At 59.2% G+C, this 17876-nt stretch carries 18 protein-coding genes; 14 read left to right on the top strand and 4 right to left on the bottom strand.

All coding sequences use genetic code 11. The features are described from left to right. Positions 1-31: 31 nt before the first annotated feature. A complete protein-coding gene (zigA, locus tag IBT46_RS06640) occupies positions 32-1252 on the top strand; it encodes a zinc metallochaperone GTPase ZigA (RefSeq protein WP_200544960.1) in 1221 nt (406 codons plus the stop codon). Between the two features lie 95 nt (positions 1253-1347). Here the strand turns inward: zigA and IBT46_RS06635 are convergent, their stop codons facing one another. After that, the gene (locus IBT46_RS06635; RefSeq protein ID WP_200544959.1) at positions 1348-1755 is read right to left on the bottom strand and encodes an Exc2 family lipoprotein; all 408 of its coding nucleotides are present in this window, start codon (positions 1753-1755) and stop codon (positions 1348-1350) included. A 177-nt stretch (positions 1756-1932) separates the two neighbouring features. Here IBT46_RS06635 and IBT46_RS06630 point away from each other — a divergent pair, with 177 nt between their 5' ends. Next, the gene (locus IBT46_RS06630; protein WP_200544958.1) at positions 1933-2664 is read left to right on the top strand and encodes an HPP family protein; all 732 of its coding nucleotides are present in this window, start codon (positions 1933-1935) and stop codon (positions 2662-2664) included. A gap of 192 nt (positions 2665-2856) precedes the next feature. Here IBT46_RS06630 and IBT46_RS06625 read toward each other — a convergent pair whose 3' ends face one another. Continuing rightward, a complete protein-coding gene (locus IBT46_RS06625; RefSeq protein WP_200544957.1) occupies positions 2857-3990 on the bottom strand; it encodes a sugar MFS transporter in 1134 nt (377 codons plus the stop codon). Between the two features lie 202 nt (positions 3991-4192). Between IBT46_RS06625 and IBT46_RS06620 the strand changes: the two genes are divergently transcribed. The 12 genes from IBT46_RS06620 to IBT46_RS06565 all read left to right on the top strand — a co-directional run bounded on the left by IBT46_RS06620 (position 4193) and on the right by IBT46_RS06565 (position 16237). Further along, positions 4193-5863, top strand: a complete 1671-nt coding sequence (locus IBT46_RS06620) for a glycerol-3-phosphate dehydrogenase/oxidase (protein WP_200544956.1) — start codon at positions 4193-4195, stop codon at positions 5861-5863. A 5-nt stretch (positions 5864-5868) separates the two neighbouring features. Continuing rightward, positions 5869-7368: an FGGY-family carbohydrate kinase gene (locus IBT46_RS06615; protein ID WP_200544955.1), complete on the top strand. Its 1500-nt coding sequence runs from the start codon at positions 5869-5871 to the stop codon at positions 7366-7368. Between the two features lie 12 nt (positions 7369-7380). Next, complete coding sequence (locus IBT46_RS06610; protein WP_200544954.1) at positions 7381-8394, top strand: hypothetical protein; 1014 nt, start codon at positions 7381-7383, stop codon at positions 8392-8394. Positions 8395-8477: 83 nt separating this feature from the next. Further along, positions 8478-9365, top strand: a complete 888-nt coding sequence (locus IBT46_RS06605; RefSeq protein ID WP_200544953.1) for a sugar-binding transcriptional regulator — start codon at positions 8478-8480, stop codon at positions 9363-9365. A 4-nt stretch (positions 9366-9369) separates the two neighbouring features. Continuing rightward, positions 9370-10332: a LysR family transcriptional regulator gene (locus tag IBT46_RS06600; RefSeq protein WP_200544952.1), complete on the top strand. Its 963-nt coding sequence runs from the start codon at positions 9370-9372 to the stop codon at positions 10330-10332. 290 nt (positions 10333-10622) lie between these two features. Continuing rightward, positions 10623-12092 (top strand): NAD(P)-binding domain-containing protein, encoded by a 1470-nt coding sequence (locus tag IBT46_RS06595; RefSeq protein ID WP_200544951.1) that lies wholly within the window; start codon positions 10623-10625, stop codon positions 12090-12092. Beyond that, positions 12089-12571 carry a hypothetical protein gene (locus tag IBT46_RS06590; RefSeq protein ID WP_200544950.1) on the top strand — a complete coding sequence of 161 codons (483 nt, stop codon included), beginning with the start codon at positions 12089-12091 and terminating at the stop codon, positions 12569-12571. The genes IBT46_RS06595 and IBT46_RS06590 overlap by 4 nt, the downstream gene beginning before the upstream one ends. Next, the gene (locus IBT46_RS06585) at positions 12568-13134 is read left to right on the top strand and encodes a peroxidase-related enzyme (protein WP_200544949.1); all 567 of its coding nucleotides are present in this window, start codon (positions 12568-12570) and stop codon (positions 13132-13134) included. The genes IBT46_RS06590 and IBT46_RS06585 overlap by 4 nt, the downstream gene beginning before the upstream one ends. A gap of 42 nt (positions 13135-13176) precedes the next feature. Continuing rightward, complete coding sequence (locus tag IBT46_RS06580) at positions 13177-13914, top strand: amino acid ABC transporter ATP-binding protein (RefSeq protein ID WP_105591741.1); 738 nt, start codon at positions 13177-13179, stop codon at positions 13912-13914. Between the two features lie 21 nt (positions 13915-13935). Beyond that, positions 13936-14754, top strand: coding sequence for a transporter substrate-binding domain-containing protein (locus IBT46_RS06575; protein ID WP_200544948.1), 819 nt, complete (start codon positions 13936-13938; stop codon positions 14752-14754). A gap of 84 nt (positions 14755-14838) precedes the next feature. After that, entirely contained in the window at positions 14839-15531 is a 693-nt protein-coding gene (locus tag IBT46_RS06570) for an amino acid ABC transporter permease (protein WP_200545064.1), read from the top strand. Positions 15532-15544: 13 nt separating this feature from the next. Further along, positions 15545-16237, top strand: coding sequence for an amino acid ABC transporter permease (locus IBT46_RS06565; RefSeq protein ID WP_105591744.1), 693 nt, complete (start codon positions 15545-15547; stop codon positions 16235-16237). Positions 16238-16377: 140 nt separating this feature from the next. Here IBT46_RS06565 and IBT46_RS06560 read toward each other — a convergent pair whose 3' ends face one another. Next, a complete protein-coding gene (locus IBT46_RS06560; RefSeq protein ID WP_200544947.1) occupies positions 16378-16980 on the bottom strand; it encodes a LysE family translocator in 603 nt (200 codons plus the stop codon). Between the two features lie 17 nt (positions 16981-16997). Next, positions 16998-17762, bottom strand: a complete 765-nt coding sequence (locus IBT46_RS06555) for a DeoR/GlpR family DNA-binding transcription regulator (protein ID WP_105591745.1) — start codon at positions 17760-17762, stop codon at positions 16998-17000. Positions 17763-17876 lie beyond the last annotated feature (114 nt).

Below are 17876 nucleotides of genomic sequence, written 5' to 3'. Positions count from 1 at the left end.
TTTCCGCGTTAACGCACCTGAGGATGTCACTATGTCACAACAACGCATCAACACCGATCGTGATGGTCGCCTGCCGGTAACCGTGCTTTCCGGCTTTCTGGGCGCGGGTAAAACCACGCTGCTCAACCATATTCTCAATAACCGCGAGGGCAGACGCGTCGCGGTTATCGTCAACGATATGTCTGAAGTCAATATCGATGCCGCACTGGTCCGTGATGGCGGAGCCGATCTCTCCCGTACCGATGAGAAACTGGTCGAGATGAGCAACGGCTGCATCTGCTGCACGCTGCGTGAAGATCTGCTGCTGGAGGTCAATCGCCTGGCGCGCGAAAACCGCTTCGATCAGCTGGTGATTGAATCCACCGGCATCTCCGAACCCCTGCCGGTCGCCGAAACCTTCACCTTTGAGGACGACAGCGGCGAAAGCCTGTCGGCGGTGGCGCGGCTGGATACCATGGTCACGGTGGTCGATGGCTTTAACTTCCTGCGCGACTATCAGTCGCGCGACAGCATTGAATCCCGCGGCGAGTCGCTGGGCGAATTCGACGAACGTTCGGTGGTCGACCTGCTTATCGAGCAAATCGAATTCTGCGACGTGCTGATTATCAACAAAACCGATTTGATCAGCGAAAAGCAGCGCGAACAGCTTACCGGTATCCTTCGCAGCCTCAATCCCCGCGCACGTATTGAAATCGCCCGTTTCGGCCAAGTGCCGCTGGATAAAGTATTGAATACCGGCCTGTTTGACTTTGCCGAAGCGTCGCAGGCACCCGGCTGGATGCAGGAGCTGCGCGGCACCCACGTGCCGGAAACGGAAGAGTACGGTATCAGCAATTTTGTCTGGCGGGCGCGCAGGCCGTTTCATCCGGAACGCTTCTGGGACTTTTTCAGCGGCGAACTGCCGGGGGTCGTGCGCTCCAAAGGCTATTTCTGGCTGGCGAGTCGCCCTGAATTTGCCGGCAGCTGGTCACAGGCCGGTGGTGTGTCGCGCCAGGAGATGGCGGGCCGCTGGTGGGTAGGCGTACCGCGCGATCGCTGGCCGCAGGATGAAGAATCCCTGCGCTGGATTATGCAGCACTGGCAGGATGGGGTGGGCGATGCGCGCCAGGAACTGGTGTTTATCGGCATGCAGATGGATGAAGGGGAACTGCGCCGCCAGCTGAATGCGGCGCTGCTCACCGACAGCGAACTCGCCGCCGGGCCGCGCAGCTGGGTGAATCTGCCCGATCCGCTGCCGCACTGGTTTAACTGACCTTCAATTTCAGGGTAACGAGCCGCTGGCTAAAGGCGGCTCGTCGGGGCCAGATGAATCGCTGGGTCTGGCCCCGGCACCGCAGTGATTTTCGATCAGCGGCCGTCAAAACCGTCCAGATAAGCACCCATTGCTTCGTTGATAAACAGCGCCCGCTGCTTGTCGCTCAGCGTGCTGGCATAGCTGCTGTTAATAAAGGTATGCTGGCTTTCCATCTTTTTTGCGGATTTTTCTTTTTTAAAGTTATCTACTTTCTGCAACGCCACCTCACGCGACATTCCCGCCTGACGATCCTTTATACCGTCGTCATGATACGCTTTAAAAACCGGTTTCATCAGCTGGATAGTGCCGGAAATCTGGGTGGTGTAATTGGGGTCAAAGTCGTTTTTTGATTTAAAAACATAACTTTTGGTGTGGGCGGTGACGCTATCCGTGGACTGGCTGCAGGCGGCCAACGACCCCACCAGTGCCAGCATAACTCCCTTCAGTACGTAACGACGCATTACAGCTCCTTGAAAAATAACACAGCGATTTTATAAACATAAAAAAATACCGTAGCCGAAAAACGGTCGGTTGAATATGAAAAACCTTACTTTTTTGCAGGTTGTCTGCGGGGCGTAATCGGAGGAGAATCGCCCGCTCATAATATAAGAATTTTCTATGGATTAGTCACCTGCGCTATGAATCACTCCACTCCAGATAATTTTCTCGCCAAGGTCCGGATTTTCTTCGGCCGCCTGAAACCCCATCCGCTGGCGGTTGCCAGAAAGCAGATGGTTCTTGCCAGTATCGGTGCCGGTATCGGGCTGGCGATCACCAGCCTGTTCAGCCACTGGGTGCTGGGTGAGGTTAACTTATGGTTTGTCGCCCCGGTGGGGGCCTCGGCCGTTTTATTATTTGGCGTACCCAACAGCCCGCTGGCCCAGCCGTGGTCGATCGTTGGCGGTAATTTTATCTCCGCCCTGACCGGGGTGACCGTCGGGATGTGGATCGACAATCCGGCCATTTCCTGTGGTGTGGCGGCGTGCCTGGCAATTGCACTGATGTTTAAGTTGCGTTGCCTGCATCCGCCCGGCGGGGCCGTGGCGCTGACCGCCGTGCTCGGCGGGCCGGGCATCCACAGCACGGGCTATGAGTTTGCGTTTACCCCGGTTCTGCTGAATTCGGTGTCGCTGGCGCTGCTGGCCATTCTGTTCAACAACCTTGCCGGGCGTCGCTATCCGCACCCGCTGGCCGCTGCGGAACCCGCACCGCCGCCGGTTGACATCACCGTATCGATCACCCGTGACGACCTGCACGAGGCACTGCTGGCAGGCCAACTGCTCGATATCGATGAAGGCGACCTGCAGGAAGTGCTGCTGCACGCCGAGAAGATCGCCGAACGTAGGCAGCTAAGCCGCTCCGCCGCGTGACAGAAAGGTATCCCCGCAGTACGCGGGGATAACTGGTCTGGTCATCTGTCCGCCACGTTACTGCCAGGCGGGCATCTCACTGCGCAACCCTTCCGATAAACTGCCATACCCTTCTGGTGCACTTTCTCACGCAAAGCGTGAAATCACGGTCATCAGGCTTTCGGCAGCAGAATTATCAACCATCACAAAATCTTATTTCCCGGCGACGGGCAGCGGCGATGCCGTCCTGCTCTTCAGAATGCGCAGACCACACAGCGCAACAAACGCGCTGTAGCCTGCCAGCAGCCAGAACGGCGTCAGCGGCGGCAGATTTGCCATCACCTGTCCCACAATCAGCGGCCCGGCCACGCCTCCGGCCAGTGCGGCGGTCACGATAATTGAGCCGGTGCGCGGGTCGTTGCCCATCCGCGCCGAACCAAACACAAAGAAGTTCGGGAAGATGCTGCCGATAAAGAAGCCCGCCAGCGGATAGGTCAGCGTCGGGGCGATCCCGCTACCGGCGCAGGCCAGCAGCACAGCGCCACCGACAAAGCCGCCGATCAGCATCGGCGCGGCCGGCAGGCGATGGCCGACAAAGCTCAGCGCAATACGCCCGCTGAGGAAAAAGACAAAGAACAGCGAAAGCGCGCTGGCCGCCGCCGTGTCACTGAAATTCCCCGCCACCAGGATCACCGGGCCCAGTCCGATCAGGCAGGCCTCAATCGCCGTACCCGAGGCGCCTACCAGCAGCGTCGGCACCGAGAGTGTGAAACCGCTGTTGCCCTGAGCCGTTTCTTCTGCCGCGTGCGCTTTTGGAAAACGAAACGACAGCAGCAGCGGCAGGACCAGCCCGACAGCCAGAATGCCGAAGCACAGCTGCGGATTGCGCGCCAGCGCCACAAATACCAGCGGGGCAACAATGGCGCCGCCGCCGAACAGGGCGTTGACCAGGCTGACCATTGACGGCCCCTTTTTGCCAAAGGCGTCAAGCAGGCGCGTATTCACCAGCGCCAGGCTGGCACCGTAACCGGCTCCAAACGCCAGCGATCCCAGCAGCGTCAGCGGCCAGTTCAGATGAAACGCCATCAGCGCCGCACCCACCACCAGTAGGGTAAAGGCCAGCGCCGTCCAGTCGCGCTTACCGGCGAAAAACAGTGCGATAACGCCAATTAACGCGCCGACCCACTGAGCAGTCACCACCATGCTGGCTGAAGCAATGGTCAGATCGAACATCTGGCGAAACTCCGGCAGCACCGGCCCCATCAGCGATTGCCCGGCCCCCATCAGTACAAAGGCAATGATGCTTCCGCTCAGCAGCAGCCCGTTATTTTTCACTCTATCCATCATTTCACTCCAAAGTTATGCAGGTTTTCGTTGTTTTTCAGTAGGTAAGAAGAAAAAAACCTGCGGCTGTCGGGGGGTGAAATCCCGCAGGCAGGTGTTTTTTCTTCACATTACTGTTACATCGATATTGACATTAGTCTATCGTTATTGACATATGTAATACGTACGACGTGTTTAATAATCAAAGTTTCGTGAGGCAGATCGCATGTTGAGTTCTGAAAGCAGGGATCAATCGCAGACTGGCCGTCAGGAAGCCTGGGTAAAGCTGAAAGCGAACCCGGTGCCGGACGTGCTGGTGATTGGAGGGGGTGTCAATGGGGTGGGGTTGCTGCGGGACCTGTCCCTCAACGGCGTATCGGCAACGTTGATCGACAGCGGGGATTTCTGCGCCGGGGCCAGCAGTGCGTCAAGCCGTATGGCTCACGGCGGACTGCGCTACCTGGAGAACCGCGAGTTCGATCTGGTACGGGAATCGGCGCGGGAGCGTAATATGCTGCTGCACGACGCATCCCATCTGGTGAAACCGCTGGAGGTGGTGGTGCCGGTACGTCACTGGGTGAAAGGGCTGCCGGGCACGGCGCTGCGCTTTTTTGGCTTTTCCCGCAGCCCAGGTCCACTCAGTTTCGTGGCGTTGAAAAGTGGCCTGTTGGCCTACGAACGTTTTGGGGCGATCCGCCGGGCGCTGCCGCATCATAAAGTGGTTCTCAGCGGCAGGAACTTTCCGCCAGGCTTGCCTAAAGCGGTGCGTTCAGTGATCAGCTATTACGACGGGCAAATCACCGGCCCGGAAGCACTGGTCTTTGAAATGCTGGAGGCCGCCAGCCGCATTGAGGGCGTAACCGCAGTGAACCACATCCGCTGGCAATACATGCAGGATGGACGTATTACCGTGACCGATCCGCTGAGCGGCGAGACGGCAGAATTGCGGCCCCGGGTCATTATAAATGCCGCAGGCTCGGCCATTGACCGGGTCAATTCGCAGCTGGGCATCGACGCAACCCGCGTCCGTGGCGTAAAGGGCGCGCATCTGGTGCTGCGCCATCCTCAGCTTCACGGACGTATGGGCGGGCGATCGTTCTATTTCGACGACGGGCGCGGACGGATGGTGGTCTGTATGCCGGTGCAGGACGTAACGCTGATCGGCACCACCGAGGTGGAAACCGACGATCCGCAGGACCGCCTGGTGGTGGATGATGAAGTGAACTATCTGCTGTCGTCACTGAATCACCTGTTTGACGATATCACCCTGACCCGGGAACACATTGTCGCGGTCACCAGCGGCATCCGCCCTTTGCAGGCGGGCAACGGCAGTGCGACACAGGCCGCCCGCGATCATGCTCTCTTTGAAGACCGCGCGGGCAGTACGCCGGTTATCTCGCTGGTCGGGGGAAAATGGACCACCTTCCGCTCGTTTGCCGAAATGGCGGCCAACAGTGTGCTCGATCTGCTGGGGCGGCAGCGAACGGCCAGTACCGCCGATCGTGCCTACCCGGGAGCGGGCGCGCTGGATGTCGTGCAGCTGGCGCAGGATAGCGGACTGACCACCCAGCGAACGAAAGAGCTTTATAGCCGCTACGGCACCGTGGCCCGCGAAGTGGCCGCGTTTTGTGGCGAGCAGGAGGATGCGCAGGTTACCGATGCGCCGGGCTACTCGCGCCGCGAAATCATCTGGCTGACCCGCAATCGTATGACCCTTAATCTGGAGGATATGATCCTGCGCCGGACAAATATCGTCATGACCGGACGCCTTTCAACCTGCACGCTCGACAACATCGCTGACATTATGGCCGAAACGCTGGGCCATGATGATTTATGGGCGCAAACGCAGTCACAGGGCTGCGCCGCCGATCCCCGCATTCTCTGGAATGGAAAATAAGAATTATGTCTGCATCCTACTTACCTCTCGTTCTCGCCATCGATGCCGGTGGCACCGCCGTTAAAGTGGCCCTGTTTGACAGCACGGGGCGTCTGGTCAGCCACCGCAACGCCGAAGTGACCACCGAACACTACCCGGATGGCCGGGTAGAACGCGACGGTGATGCGTTCTGGCAGGCCACGCTCACCGCCATCCGCGACGTGCTGGAAGGCGATACCGCCGGACGGGTGGTTGCCGTTGGCTGTACCGGTTTCGGCAACGGCATCTTCCTCGTTGACCAGCATGGACAGCCCACCCGTCCCGGCATTGTCTCGGTGGATCATCGCGCCCAGCCGATCGCCGATCGCACCATTGCCGCCGGGCAGGACCGTGCGTTAAGTGATGAAAACGGCCACCGTCCGTGGGGCGGCCAGACGCTGATCCAGCTGGCCGGGCTGGCGGAGAATGAACCTGCGGTGATGGCGAAAACCCGCTGGGGCCTGGCCTGCAAGGATTTCATTCGCTTCTGCCTGACACAGGAGGCGCTGACCGATCCGTCCGATGCCAGCGGCGGCGGGCTGATGAATCTCGACAGGCAGGACTATTCCGTGGAGGCATTCGAACTGCTGGGCCATCGACCGCTGACGGAGAAGCTTCCGCCGGTGGTCAACAGCTCCGCCATCGGCGGGCGGATCACCGCCGGGATTGCCCAGCTGACCGGACTGCGCGAGGGCATTCCGGTCGCCGGTAGCATGATGGATGTGGCCTCCTGCGCACTGGGCGCGGGCGTTACTTCGCCGGACCGTATGGTGTTTATTGCCGGTACCTGGGCGATTAACGCCATCGAAGTGCCGCGCCCGATAAGCGAGAACTATCCGCTGCTAAATATGCTCTACCGCGACGGTGCAGCCAGACTGGTCGCCGAAGGCAGCCCGTCATCGGCCGCCAACTTAGGCTGGTATCTCAAGCACGCACTGGGCAACCGGATCGGCGTGGACGAAGCGATGAATATCGCGGCAGGCTGCCCGGTTGACAGCCAGCGCTGCTTCTTTATGCCGTATATCCACGGCCCCGATCCGTACCAGGGCAGCTTTATGCGCCTGCGCGCCACGGACAACGAGGCTTCGATGATTCGCGCCATCTGCGAAGGTGTGGCGTTTGAGCACCGCCGCCACGCCGAAGCGCTGCTGGTTCACACCGACGGTGCCTGGCCGGAGGCTATCCGTCTGACCGGCGGAGCGGCGCGTTCGCCGCTGTGGGCGCAGATCTTCGCCGATACCTGTAACCGTCCGGTTGAAGTGGTGGATACGCCGGAGGTCGGCGCGCTGGGCGCGGCGATCTGTGCCGCCGTGGCGGGCGGGATTTATCCCTCGCTGGAGCAGGCTACTGCCGCCATGAGCCGCATTCTGCGCCGCCATGAACCCGTTGCCGAAAATGTGGCGGTACTGCAGGCCCGCTATCGGGAATTCACGCGCCTCGACCAGGGAATAAAAGCGCTGCTAGACGTTCAACCTTCCGATTACTGATAAGGGTAAAAAATGAGTTCGTTACTACCGTTTCAAACCACGCGATTTGCTGAAAAAATCGATCGTATCCGTCGCGGTGAATATCGTTCGGGTGATTTTATGCTGGCCGATGCCAAAGACGGCGATCTGGCCGCAGGCGTTACCGCAATGGGCTATCGCCGCGACGGCAGCGGTGCCGCTGTGGGTTTGCGCACCCGGCCTGAATTCCATCAGCAGATCCGCGATCTGATCCAGCAGGATACGCTGGATATTATGCTGACCTCTACCTCCACCATGGAGCAGCTGAAGGAAGAGGGCGCTTTCGAGGGCAGCCGGATGCTGGCGGCGTTTCGCGGCAATGAAGCCACGGATGCCTGGGTTGGGCTGCGCGGCGGCCGCTACCGCGAGTTTACTCCGCTGCCGTATCGCGGCGCGGCGCTGGAGTTTGCCAGCGCGCCGATTTGCCTTTACTCGCTGACGTGGATCAATGATGCACGACACGATGTCGCCTCACTGGAAGCATACTCACGCTTCCGCGCTGACGCCCGCTCGCACGGGATTATGCACTTCCTGGAGGTGTTTAACCCGAACGTGGATACCGGGCTCAGCGCCCGGGATACGCCGGCGTTTATTAACGACTGCATTATCCGCACGCTGGCCTCGCTGACCCGTGCAGAGCGCCCGGAGTTTCTTAAAGTGGCCTATAACGGCCCGCAGGCACTGGAAGAGCTGGTCAGCCACGATCCGTCGGTGGTGGTGGGCGTACTCGGCGGTGGGCAGGGGACGCATCGCGATACCTTTGAGCTGCTGGCGCAGGCCGAACGGCGCGGCGGCAGGCTGGCGCTGTTTGGCCGCAAGATCAACGGCGCGGAGCATCAGCCGACCATGGTGAACTGGATGCGCCGGGTGGTGGATCGCGAAGCCACCTCGCTGGAAGCCGTGCGCGGCTATCATGCGGATTTACAACGATTAGGCCTGCGTGCCGATCGTCATCTTGAAACCGATAGCGAGATAACGGAAGATGTGCTCCGGTCAGATTTAACCTAACCAGGAGCAAGGATATCAAGACGCAGCCTAAGAGTACGTCGCCGTCAGACAGGATCATTGCCGAAGCGGCATGGCTCTATTATGTGAAAAACCTGACGCAAAGCGAAATCGCCACCCGCATGAAGCTGTCCCGCCTGACGGTGATTAACTACCTCAGGCTGGCCAAAACGCGGGAGATTGTCTCGGTAAGGTTAAGCGGGGAACACTTCCGCACCAACGATCTTGCCGACCGTCTTGCGGAGCGTTTTTCTCTGGACGATGCCTTTGTTATTCCCGCTGACGGACTGTCGGACGAAAGTCGGTTTAACGAAGTGTGCGAAGCGGCTGCGCATGTCCTGCTTGATTTCCTTGAGCCTGGCGATCAGCTCGGCGTGAGCTGGGGCTCCACGCTGAGTTTGATCTCGGATAAGGTGCCGTACTGGCCAATTGAAAATCTGACGGTACGGCAGCTGATCGGGGCGATGTCCAACCCGCTGCTGCCCACCGCCGAACGCTGCTCGATTGAAATAGCCCACCGGCTCAGTGCGTTATGCGTCACGCTCAACGCACCCGCCGTGTGCAGCAACAACGAACTGGCCCGCCTGCTGCGCGAAGAACCGATTATCGCCGAACAGCTACAGCATCTGACCCGCTGTAATAAAGCCATTTTCACCGTCAGCCCCTGCACCCCGGACGGCCACGTCACCCAGTTTAAAATCGTTACCGAAAAAGAAGTTGAACGCTACGTTGCCCACGGCGCGGCGGGGATTATTGCCGGTCGCTTTATTGACAGTGAAGGGCAGCCGCTGCTCGGCGAGGTGGACGATCGCGTGATCGGCATTGAGCTGGATACCCTGCGCCAGATGAACGGCCTGCTGGTGGCTTCGGGGCTGGATAAGCTTACCGCCATCGTTGCCGCGCTGAAGGGCGGCTTTGCCAACACGCTGGTGATTGATACGCTGCTGGCCGAAGCCATCCTGGCACAGGAGTGAAGCCGTGACGCCACTGCAGGATTTGGATTTAAAGCAGCTGGAAGCCTTCGCCGCGGTGATTTCCGCCGGAAGCGTGACGGCGGCGGCGAAAGCGCTGGATCGCTCACAGCCCGCTGTTTCACGGCTGATTCAGGATCTTGAGCAGTCGCTGGGCTATCCGCTGTTTATCCGCAACGGGCCGCGCATCCACCCCACCTCGGAAGCGCTACAGCTGCATCAGTACGTACAAAAAGCGCTGCTGTCACTTCAGCAGATCCGCCTGCGGGCGCAGGAAATCGGCAGCCAGCAGCATCGCCCGCTGCATATCGCCGCCACGCCCGCGCTGGCGGCGGGGCTGCTGCCGCTGGCGCTGGCCTCGCTGAGCCTGCAAAACAAGGTGCAGATTATCAGTGAATCCGCCGAGCATACGGCGCACGCGGTGATCTCCGGTGAAGCAGACATTGCGCTGTGCAGCCTGCCGCTTGAGCATCACGCGGTGGAACTGCACTGGATCGGCCAGTCGCGCTGTGCGGTAGCGCTGCCGCAGGACGACCCGCTGGCGGCGCAGGAGCAGATCACGCTCGGAGATCTGGCCGGACGGCGTCTGATTGCGCCCTGGAATCCGCTGCGCCTGCGCGGCCGCTTTGAAAAAGCCCTCAAAAAGCTGAAAACGCCGCTGCACGAAACCATCGAAACTAACTCCTCCGCCAATATCCTTTCCTGCGTGCGCGCCGGGTTGGGCGTGGCGATACTTGAGCCGGTTACTGCCTGGGGCATGCCGCTGGCGGGCGTGGCGATTCGCCCACTTGAGGAAGAGATCCCCTATTTCTTTGGCGTTATCACCCCGCAGGGGCGGCCGCTTTCCAGCGCCGCGCAGTCGCTGGTCAGCGCGCTGGCTACGTCGGCCGCCACGCTGCTGCCCGGCTTCCAGCAGCTGCCTGCCGCTGAACACCCGCGCGTGATGCGGCTGATCAACCAGGACAGCTGATCGCTACACGGCGCATCTCCTTCAGGAATGCGCCGCTGCTCTGACCTTGCCAAACCCGTCTATATATCAATTTCGGCATAAGATATAAGAAATCCGTCGTTCGAATTGTAAGCACTTTCTTGACACAAATCATGGCGCGGAGGATTATCCAGCGATTGCGCATGATTATGTGAATATCTAATCCTTACTGTTCAATCATGCTTTTTTTGAATAATAAAAATTGACGCTATCCGGGGTTTTGCAGGCAGGCTGCCCGCCGCTCGGAGAAGATAGCATTCAGGAAAATAACCATGACGCATTCTGCTGCACCAGCAACGGCGATCGGCCTTCAGGCTCTGGAAGAGCGGCTCCGATCCGATCTTGAACTGCTAGAACTCCCGGCAAAATCCTGGGTGCCGCCGCGTACCCTGCAAGGTGAAACCGTGCGTGACGTGGTGGTGATTGGAGCCGGGATGTGCGGCCTGGCGGCTACGGCGAAACTGTTGTTTACCGGCATCAGCAACGTGGTGGCCTATGATGCCGCTCCGGCCGGAGAGGAAGGGCCGTGGATCACCTTCGCCCGCATGGAAACCCTGCGCTCACCAAAAACGCTGCACGGCCCGGCGCTCGGTCTGCCGCAGCTGACTTTCCGCGCCTGGTTTACCGCCCAGTGGGGCGCAGAGGCCTGGCATGAGCTGGATAAAATCCCTAAAGCACAGTGGATGGATTATCTGGTGTGGTATCGCCAGGTACTGGATCTGCCGGTGCGTAACAACGTTCGCATTACTGCCATCACCCCAATCGACGACCTGATTGCGCTGGACCTCACCGGTGCCGAAACCGGGCGAATTTATACCCGTCGGCTGGTGCTGGCCACCGGACGCTCCGGTCTGGGCGGGGCTGCCGTTCCTGACTTCCTGCAGGGCGTCGATCGCCGCTTCTGGGCGCACTCCGCTGACGATATCGACTTCGCGGCGCTGAGCGGGAAAAGCGTGGCGGTGATCGGTGCGGGCGCATCCTCAATGGATAACGCCGCCACGGCGCTGGAGGCCGGTGCCGCTGCGGTAGATATGCTGATCCGCCGTGCTGAAATGCCGCGCATCAATAAAATGACCGGCATCGGTAGCCAGGGTGTAGTCCACGGTATGCATCGCCTGGCGGACGACTGGAAGTGGAAGTTCGTTGACTACACCTCCGCTTCGCAGACGCCGCCGCCGCGATCCTCCACGCTGCGCGTTTCCCGCCACCCGCAGGCGCACTTCTACCTGAACTGCGGCATCAAGGCGGTGCGGGAAGAGGGCGACGGCCTGGCGATTACCACCACTCAGGGCGAGAAGCATTACGACTTTCTGATTGCCGCCACCGGATTTGCCAACGATTTCAACGGCCGCCCTGAGTTCGCCGCCGTTGCCCCGTTTATCCGCAGCTGGTCTGACGGCCGCTACACGCCGGAAATGGGCACCCCGCGCGCCAGTATGCTGGACGCGCCCGACCTCGGGCCGGATTTTGAATTCCGCGAGAAAGTACCGGGAACCTGCCCGCAGCTTGCCCAGATTTACTGCTTTAACGATGCCGCCATGCTGACGCACGGCAAGGTATCCGGCGATATTCCGGCGGTCAGCGCCGGGGCCGAGCGGCTGGTGCGCGGCATTACCGCGTCGCTGTTTGCCGAAGACGTCGCCAGCCATTACGCCAGTTTACAGGCTTACGACACCCCAGAACTGCAGGGCGACGAGTGGGTGGATGCCTCACCTCTGCTGAAAAAGGAGAATGCGTTGTGATCGACGCCATAGATAAAGCCGCCGGGCTGAAGCCGGACGATGCGCTGTTCCACGCCCGTCGCTTCCGTACCGAGTTTGTTGACGGTGCAGAAGCCTGTCGCCGTTCCGTACTGACGCCCGAACACGATCTGGGGCTGAATGCGGCACTGCGCCTGGCGCTGGCCCGCCGCATCGCCGCACTGAATAGCGATGACCCGCTGATCGCCGAATACGATGCGCTGCTGGCAGAACAGCAGCCGGATGGATCGCTGCTGGCGCTGGCCGCCGGGGAGTCTGCGCTGCCGGAACCGCTGGCAACGCTGGGCCGCCACAGCGACCTGATCACCCTGACGCCTGACCGCGCCGATGCCGACGCGATCCGGCGGCTTGAGCAGGCCGGGCTGAACAATCCGCAGATTGTGGCGCTGTCTGAACTGATTGCCTTTGTGAATTTCCAGACGCGCGTCGCCGCGGGTCTGCGTCTGATGAGGTCCGCATGATCCCGTCCGTTACCCTGAAACCGCTGAGCTGGCACCCGTGGATCGCCCCGGTTGAACTGGCCAATGCCACCCCGGAACAGCTGGCCGCCATGCAGGTCACGCCGTCAAACAAGAAGGTGTCGGAGTACGTGCGCACTCTGGCGCACGACCCGGAAAGTTACGTGGCCCGCACGCTGCTGTTTAACGCCATTATGTACGTGGAAGGCGGCCTGGACCGCGCCGACCGCGAGCTGGGTGCGCTGGGCGCATCGCTGGTCAACGGCTGCAAATACTGCGCCGTGGTTCACGCCCGCCGCCACGCGCAGCTGCGCAAAGATAACGCGCTGGTCAGCGCCCTGTATTACCACCGCGAAGACCAGCTCGGCCCGCGCGATGCGGCAATTTATCGCTTTGCCCGCCGCCTGTCGGTCACGCCGTCTGAAGCCACGCCGGAAGATGTGGCGGCGCTGCGCGAAGTGGGTATGAACGACCACGAAATTATCGACCTGATCCACGCCACCGCCATTTTTGGCTGGGCGAATCGCCTGATGCACGTCCTCGGCCATGCCGGGGTGGAAAAATAAACCCGTTCTGCGCCCGGCATAGCCGAGAGGACACTGAATTCCATGCTTGAACTTAACGATATTACGCTCTCTTACGGCAGCACCCCGATCCTGAAAGGCGTCAACCTTTCGGTAAATCGTGGCGATGTGGTGTCGATTATCGGCCCGAGCGGCACCGGTAAAACCACGCTGCTGCGCTGCATTAACTATCTGGCGAAACCGTCCTCCGGCACCATCACCTTTGACGATATCCGCATGGATTATCGCGCGGCGGATAAAGCGGCAATTCAGGCTATCCGCCTGCGCACCGCAATGGTGTTCCAGCAGTTCAACGTCTTTAAGAATATGACGGTACTGGAAAACGTCATGGACCCTCTGATAGTGGTTCAGCGCAAATCGAAAGAGGAAGCGCGGGAAATCGCCCGTCAGGAACTGGATCGGGTTGGCCTGTCGACCAGGCTCGACAATTACCCGTCGCAGCTTTCCGGCGGGCAGCTACAGCGTACCGGCATCGCCCGCGCGCTGGCGGTTCGCCCGGATGTGATTTTGTTTGATGAACCCACCTCATCGCTGGACCCGGAACTGGTGGGTGAAGTGCTGAAGGTGATTAAAGATGTGACGTCTTCCGGCATTACCTCGCTGCTGGTGACGCACGAAATGCAGTTTGCCAAAAATATCTCGAACCGAATTGTATTTATGGATCAGGGCGTGGTGGCCGCAGAAGGCAGCCCGGCGGAGATCTTTGACAACCCGTCAACGCCACGACTTGCGCAATTCCTTAACGCTGAACGCATCATCTAATAATTAAAAGGAAACGAAGACATGCCTGCATTCAAAACTGTTTTACGCCGCCTGGCCCTGCCGGTTGCCGTCACGCTGGCGATGACCGCCGCCGGAGCCAGCTACGCAGAGTCCGTTCGCACCATCAAAATCGCCACCGCCGCAGAATCCAAGCCGCTCTCCTGGGGTGCGATTGGCGTGGAGCCGCAGGGCTACGAGCCGGACGTGCTGAAGGCGGTGAACGCGAAGCTGCCGCAGTATAAGTTTGTGATGGAAGGCGCGGCGGATATCGCGCAGGAAACCGGGCTGGTCACCGGTAAATACGATATGGCCACCGGCGGCTATTACAAAGCGCCCGCGCGCAGCAAGCAGTTCCTGATCCCGGAAAGCCCGATGGGTGCCAGCCTGATGAAGATCTACAGCCGTAAAGACGACAAGATCGACGATATGAAAGGACTGGTCGGCAAGAAAATCGTACCGGTCACCGCCGGTGGCGGCGTGTACAAGTTCATCACCCAGTGGCAGCAGGAAAACCCGGCCGACAAGATTGATATCAAAGCCTCCAGCGCCGGTATCCCTTACCCGGATCGCCTGAAAGAGGTTCAGAACGGCAAATACGATGCGCTGATCCTGCCTTCCAACCTCGGCGAGCAGACGGTTATCGACAACCAGAAGCTGAACATCGTGGCCAGCGAGCCGGTGGTGATCAACAACACTTACGCGCTGATCCACAAATCGGATGAGAACAAAGTCCTGAGCGATGACATCAGCAAGGCGCTGAAAGAGCTGAAGGATGACGGCACGCTGGATAAGCTGTCGGTGAAATGGTTTGGCGAAGAAGTCAGCAAGTACATCAAATAACGCCTCCGCTTAAACCCGAGGTTTTCAGCCGGGCACACCGGCTGAAACTGTATTCAGGAGTAGTGTAACGTGGATCTCGCTTCCATGATTCCCGAGTTGCTGTCGGCCCTGCCGCTGACACTTGGGATTATGTTCGTCGCCATCATCGTCGGGTTTATCCTCGCGCTGATCGCCACAACCCTTCGGGTTTACCGTATCCCCGTGGTCGGTCAGCTGGCCGATCTGTACGTATCCTATGCGCGCAGCGTACCGGTGGTGCTGCAACTGTTTGTGGCCTTTTACGGGCTTCCGCTGGTGTCATCTCTGCTGGGGCTGGGTGATGTGTTTTCCGCCAATTTCGCCGCGATGATTGGCCTGAGCCTGTATCACGGAGGCTATCTGTCGGAGGTACTGCGCCCGGCGTATCTGGCCGTTGAGCGCGGACAGCACGATGCGGCGGACAGTCTCGGTTATTCCTTCCGGCAAAAAATATTCCGCGTTATCGGCCCGCAGGCGGTGCACATCGCGCTGCCCGGCTACGGTAACGCGATCATTTACCTGATCCACAACGTGGCACTGGTGATGTATATCGGGGCCGCCGACATTATGGCAACGGCGCATCTCATTATGGAGCGCGACTATAACCAGTATCAGTTCGGCACCTATCTGGTGCTGGCGGTGATCTACTCGCTGCTGTGCCTGGTGGCCTGGCTTATTGTGCGCTTCTTTGAACGCCGCCATGCAAAGTACAGCTCAAAAACGGCCGCTTCGAAGGTGAAGTTCACGGCAAGCCTCTGACCGGGAGAGTGTGATGTTTGATATCGATGTATTACTGCCGGACTTCTGGAGCATTCTGGATGCCGTGCCCGTTACGCTGGCGATGGCGGTGCTGATTTTTATCACTTCCACGCTGGTCGGGGGCCTGTTCGCGCTGGTGGAATACCGGCGCATCCCGGTGCTGCGCCAGCTGGTGATCGCCTGGAAGGTGGCCTTCAAAGGGATGCCGATGGTGGTGGTGATTTTCCTCGCCTACTACGGCCTGCCGCCCGCGCTGCACTTTGTTGCCTCGGTGCTGAACGTGGAAGTGAATGCCCATTCCCTGCCGAACTGGGTGATTATCATCGTGGCGCTGACCGCCTGCGTGTCGGCGTTTCAGGCCGAAGTGGTGAAGGGCGCACTGAACGCCTTTGACAGCGGCCAGTCCGATGCCGCGCATGCGCTGGGCTACAGCAACTGGCAGCTGTTCCGCCGGGTGATGTTCCCGCAGATTATCGTCTCGGCAATCCCCGACCTTGCCAACTCGTTTATGGTGATTATGAAGGCGCTGTCGCTGGCCTTTGCGATTGAGGTGGTGGATATCTTCGCTCAGGCGCAGCTGACCGCCGCGCTGAACTTCTACTATCTGGAAGCCTTCGCTATTGCGGTGCTGTTCTATATGGTGATTGCATGGGTGGTGACCAAGGTCGCCGATAAGATCGAGGCGGCGCTGCGGGTCAGGACGTAACGGGTTAGTCGTTCTGCTTAGAAAACACCGCTGGCGTTGTGCTGGCGGTGTTTTTTTATCTACACAGTAAAATTCACGACCTCAGGCTGGTGCACCTCAGTAGTAGTTTCATCTGCGACAGTAGCCGCATTAGAAAGAGATCAGTGAAAAGCCGCCAAAACCGAAAAGATAATCAGCAACGCCCCACCGGCAATATTCACGGTTTTTTTTATCTTCACCGGATCGGCTTTGCTGGCGGAGAAAATCAGTAAATAGCTGACAACAATCAGCCATAACACCATCACCGCGATATGCACCGATGCCAGAACCAGATAATCGGTTATGTCACCCTGCCGCCCGGCAAACTGCGACACCACGGTCAGATAAAACACGATGGCCTTGGGATTGAGCACGTTCGCCAGCCAGGCATTCTTTAGCGTTATCGCTCCTTCATCGCCGCTGAAGTCCATCGCGCCCGCTCGCAGGCCGCTGCGGATCAGCTGCACGCCGAGCCACAGCAGATACAGTGTCCCGGCCACTTTCAGTACGCCAAACATCGCGGGGGAAGCCACCAGAACGGCCGTCACCCCCAGCCCAATCAGCAGCGCGTGGGTATAAATCCCCAGCGCAGTGCCCACCAGCGTGCGAATCAGACCGCTGCGGCCTCCGGCGAGGGCGCTGTTCATCGCCAGCGTAAAGCTGGCTCCGGGCGAAAGCGCAACGGGGAGCAGGGCGGGAAGAAAACCTGCAAGATTAACATCCATCAGAACATCCTGTTATCTCAGGCCACAACCACATTCAGGTGTTTCGGGAACGAGAGCTGCCTGATTTTACGGTCGGGATCGGTGGTAATCAGCCAGGAAATATCCTTCCACACGGCCACCAGCGCGGTTGCGCGGCTGTTTACCTTGTGGCCATCCGCCAGCACCACCGCCTGATTGCTCTGTTTAATCATCTGCCTGGCGATGGCGGCTTCGTTCAGATCCTGGTCCATCACACCGGCTTCCGGACTGACGGCCCCGGCACCGATAAACGCATAATCGGCGTAGAACGCGCTGATGGACTGCAGGGCAATCGGGCCAATGCACTCCATCTTCGACGAACCGAACTCGCCGCCAATCAGAATCAGCTTGATGGTGGCATTGTCATGGAACAGGTTGGCGATCACCGGCGAGTTGGTGATCACCGTCAGATTGTTAATTGCGCTAATCTGGCGGGCGAACTCCATGGTGGTGGTGCCAAAGTCGATAAACAGGGAATCTCCCGGCTTCACCAGTTCTGCGGCGCGTGCGGCAATTGATTTTTTCTCTTCCTCTGCCAGCTTTGCCCGTTCCTTAAATTCCAGCTCAAAACCAAACTGGGCGCTGACCGCACCGCCGTGGATCTTCTTGATATAGCGCATTTCTTCAAGCTTGTTGAAGTCGCGACGAATCGTTTCCTGAGAGACGTTGAAGAACTCCGCCAGATCGTTAACAAACACCTGGCCGCTTTCCCTGAGTTTTTCCAGGATGATGTTCCTGCGTTCCGAACCGTTTGAGTGATCCATGTAAATTTCCGGTCATCCGATCGTAAACCGCAATAGTACGCATTCGCTAAATGTCGGACAAGTACGATGCCGTCAACAGAAACCACATCTCAATGTTGTTTTCATGTTGTTTTT

It is taken from the genome of Erwinia sp. S38 (assembly GCF_016624545.1).
Classification (GTDB): domain Bacteria; phylum Pseudomonadota; class Gammaproteobacteria; order Enterobacterales; family Enterobacteriaceae; genus Erwinia; species Erwinia coffeiphila.
Note: the sequence above shows the minus strand (reverse complement) of the source record. Positions and strands in the feature narration are given on the sequence as shown.

What these genes read in the sequence shown, in the direction of transcription:
- zigA (WP_200544960.1), top strand. Translation starts at nt 32, where the DNA reads ATGTCACAACAACGCATCAACACCGATCGTGATGGTCGCCTGCCGGTA.
- IBT46_RS06635 (WP_200544959.1), bottom strand. Translation starts at nt 1,755, where the DNA reads ATGCGTCGTTACGTACTGAAGGGAGTTATGCTGGCACTGGTGGGGTCG.
- IBT46_RS06630 (WP_200544958.1), top strand. Translation starts at nt 1,933, where the DNA reads ATGAATCACTCCACTCCAGATAATTTTCTCGCCAAGGTCCGGATTTTC.
- IBT46_RS06625 (WP_200544957.1), bottom strand. Translation starts at nt 3,990, where the DNA reads ATGATGGATAGAGTGAAAAATAACGGGCTGCTGCTGAGCGGAAGCATC.
- IBT46_RS06620 (WP_200544956.1), top strand. Translation starts at nt 4,193, where the DNA reads ATGTTGAGTTCTGAAAGCAGGGATCAATCGCAGACTGGCCGTCAGGAA.
- IBT46_RS06615 (WP_200544955.1), top strand. Translation starts at nt 5,869, where the DNA reads ATGTCTGCATCCTACTTACCTCTCGTTCTCGCCATCGATGCCGGTGGC.
- IBT46_RS06610 (WP_200544954.1), top strand. Translation starts at nt 7,381, where the DNA reads ATGAGTTCGTTACTACCGTTTCAAACCACGCGATTTGCTGAAAAAATC.
- IBT46_RS06595 (WP_200544951.1), top strand. Translation starts at nt 10,623, where the DNA reads ATGACGCATTCTGCTGCACCAGCAACGGCGATCGGCCTTCAGGCTCTG.
- IBT46_RS06585 (WP_200544949.1), top strand. Translation starts at nt 12,568, where the DNA reads ATGATCCCGTCCGTTACCCTGAAACCGCTGAGCTGGCACCCGTGGATC.
- IBT46_RS06580 (WP_105591741.1), top strand. Translation starts at nt 13,177, where the DNA reads ATGCTTGAACTTAACGATATTACGCTCTCTTACGGCAGCACCCCGATC.
- IBT46_RS06575 (WP_200544948.1), top strand. Translation starts at nt 13,936, where the DNA reads ATGCCTGCATTCAAAACTGTTTTACGCCGCCTGGCCCTGCCGGTTGCC.
- IBT46_RS06570 (WP_200545064.1), top strand. Translation starts at nt 14,839, where the DNA reads ATGATTCCCGAGTTGCTGTCGGCCCTGCCGCTGACACTTGGGATTATG.
- IBT46_RS06565 (WP_105591744.1), top strand. Translation starts at nt 15,545, where the DNA reads ATGTTTGATATCGATGTATTACTGCCGGACTTCTGGAGCATTCTGGAT.
- IBT46_RS06560 (WP_200544947.1), bottom strand. Translation starts at nt 16,980, where the DNA reads ATGGATGTTAATCTTGCAGGTTTTCTTCCCGCCCTGCTCCCCGTTGCG.
- IBT46_RS06555 (WP_105591745.1), bottom strand. Translation starts at nt 17,762, where the DNA reads ATGGATCACTCAAACGGTTCGGAACGCAGGAACATCATCCTGGAAAAA.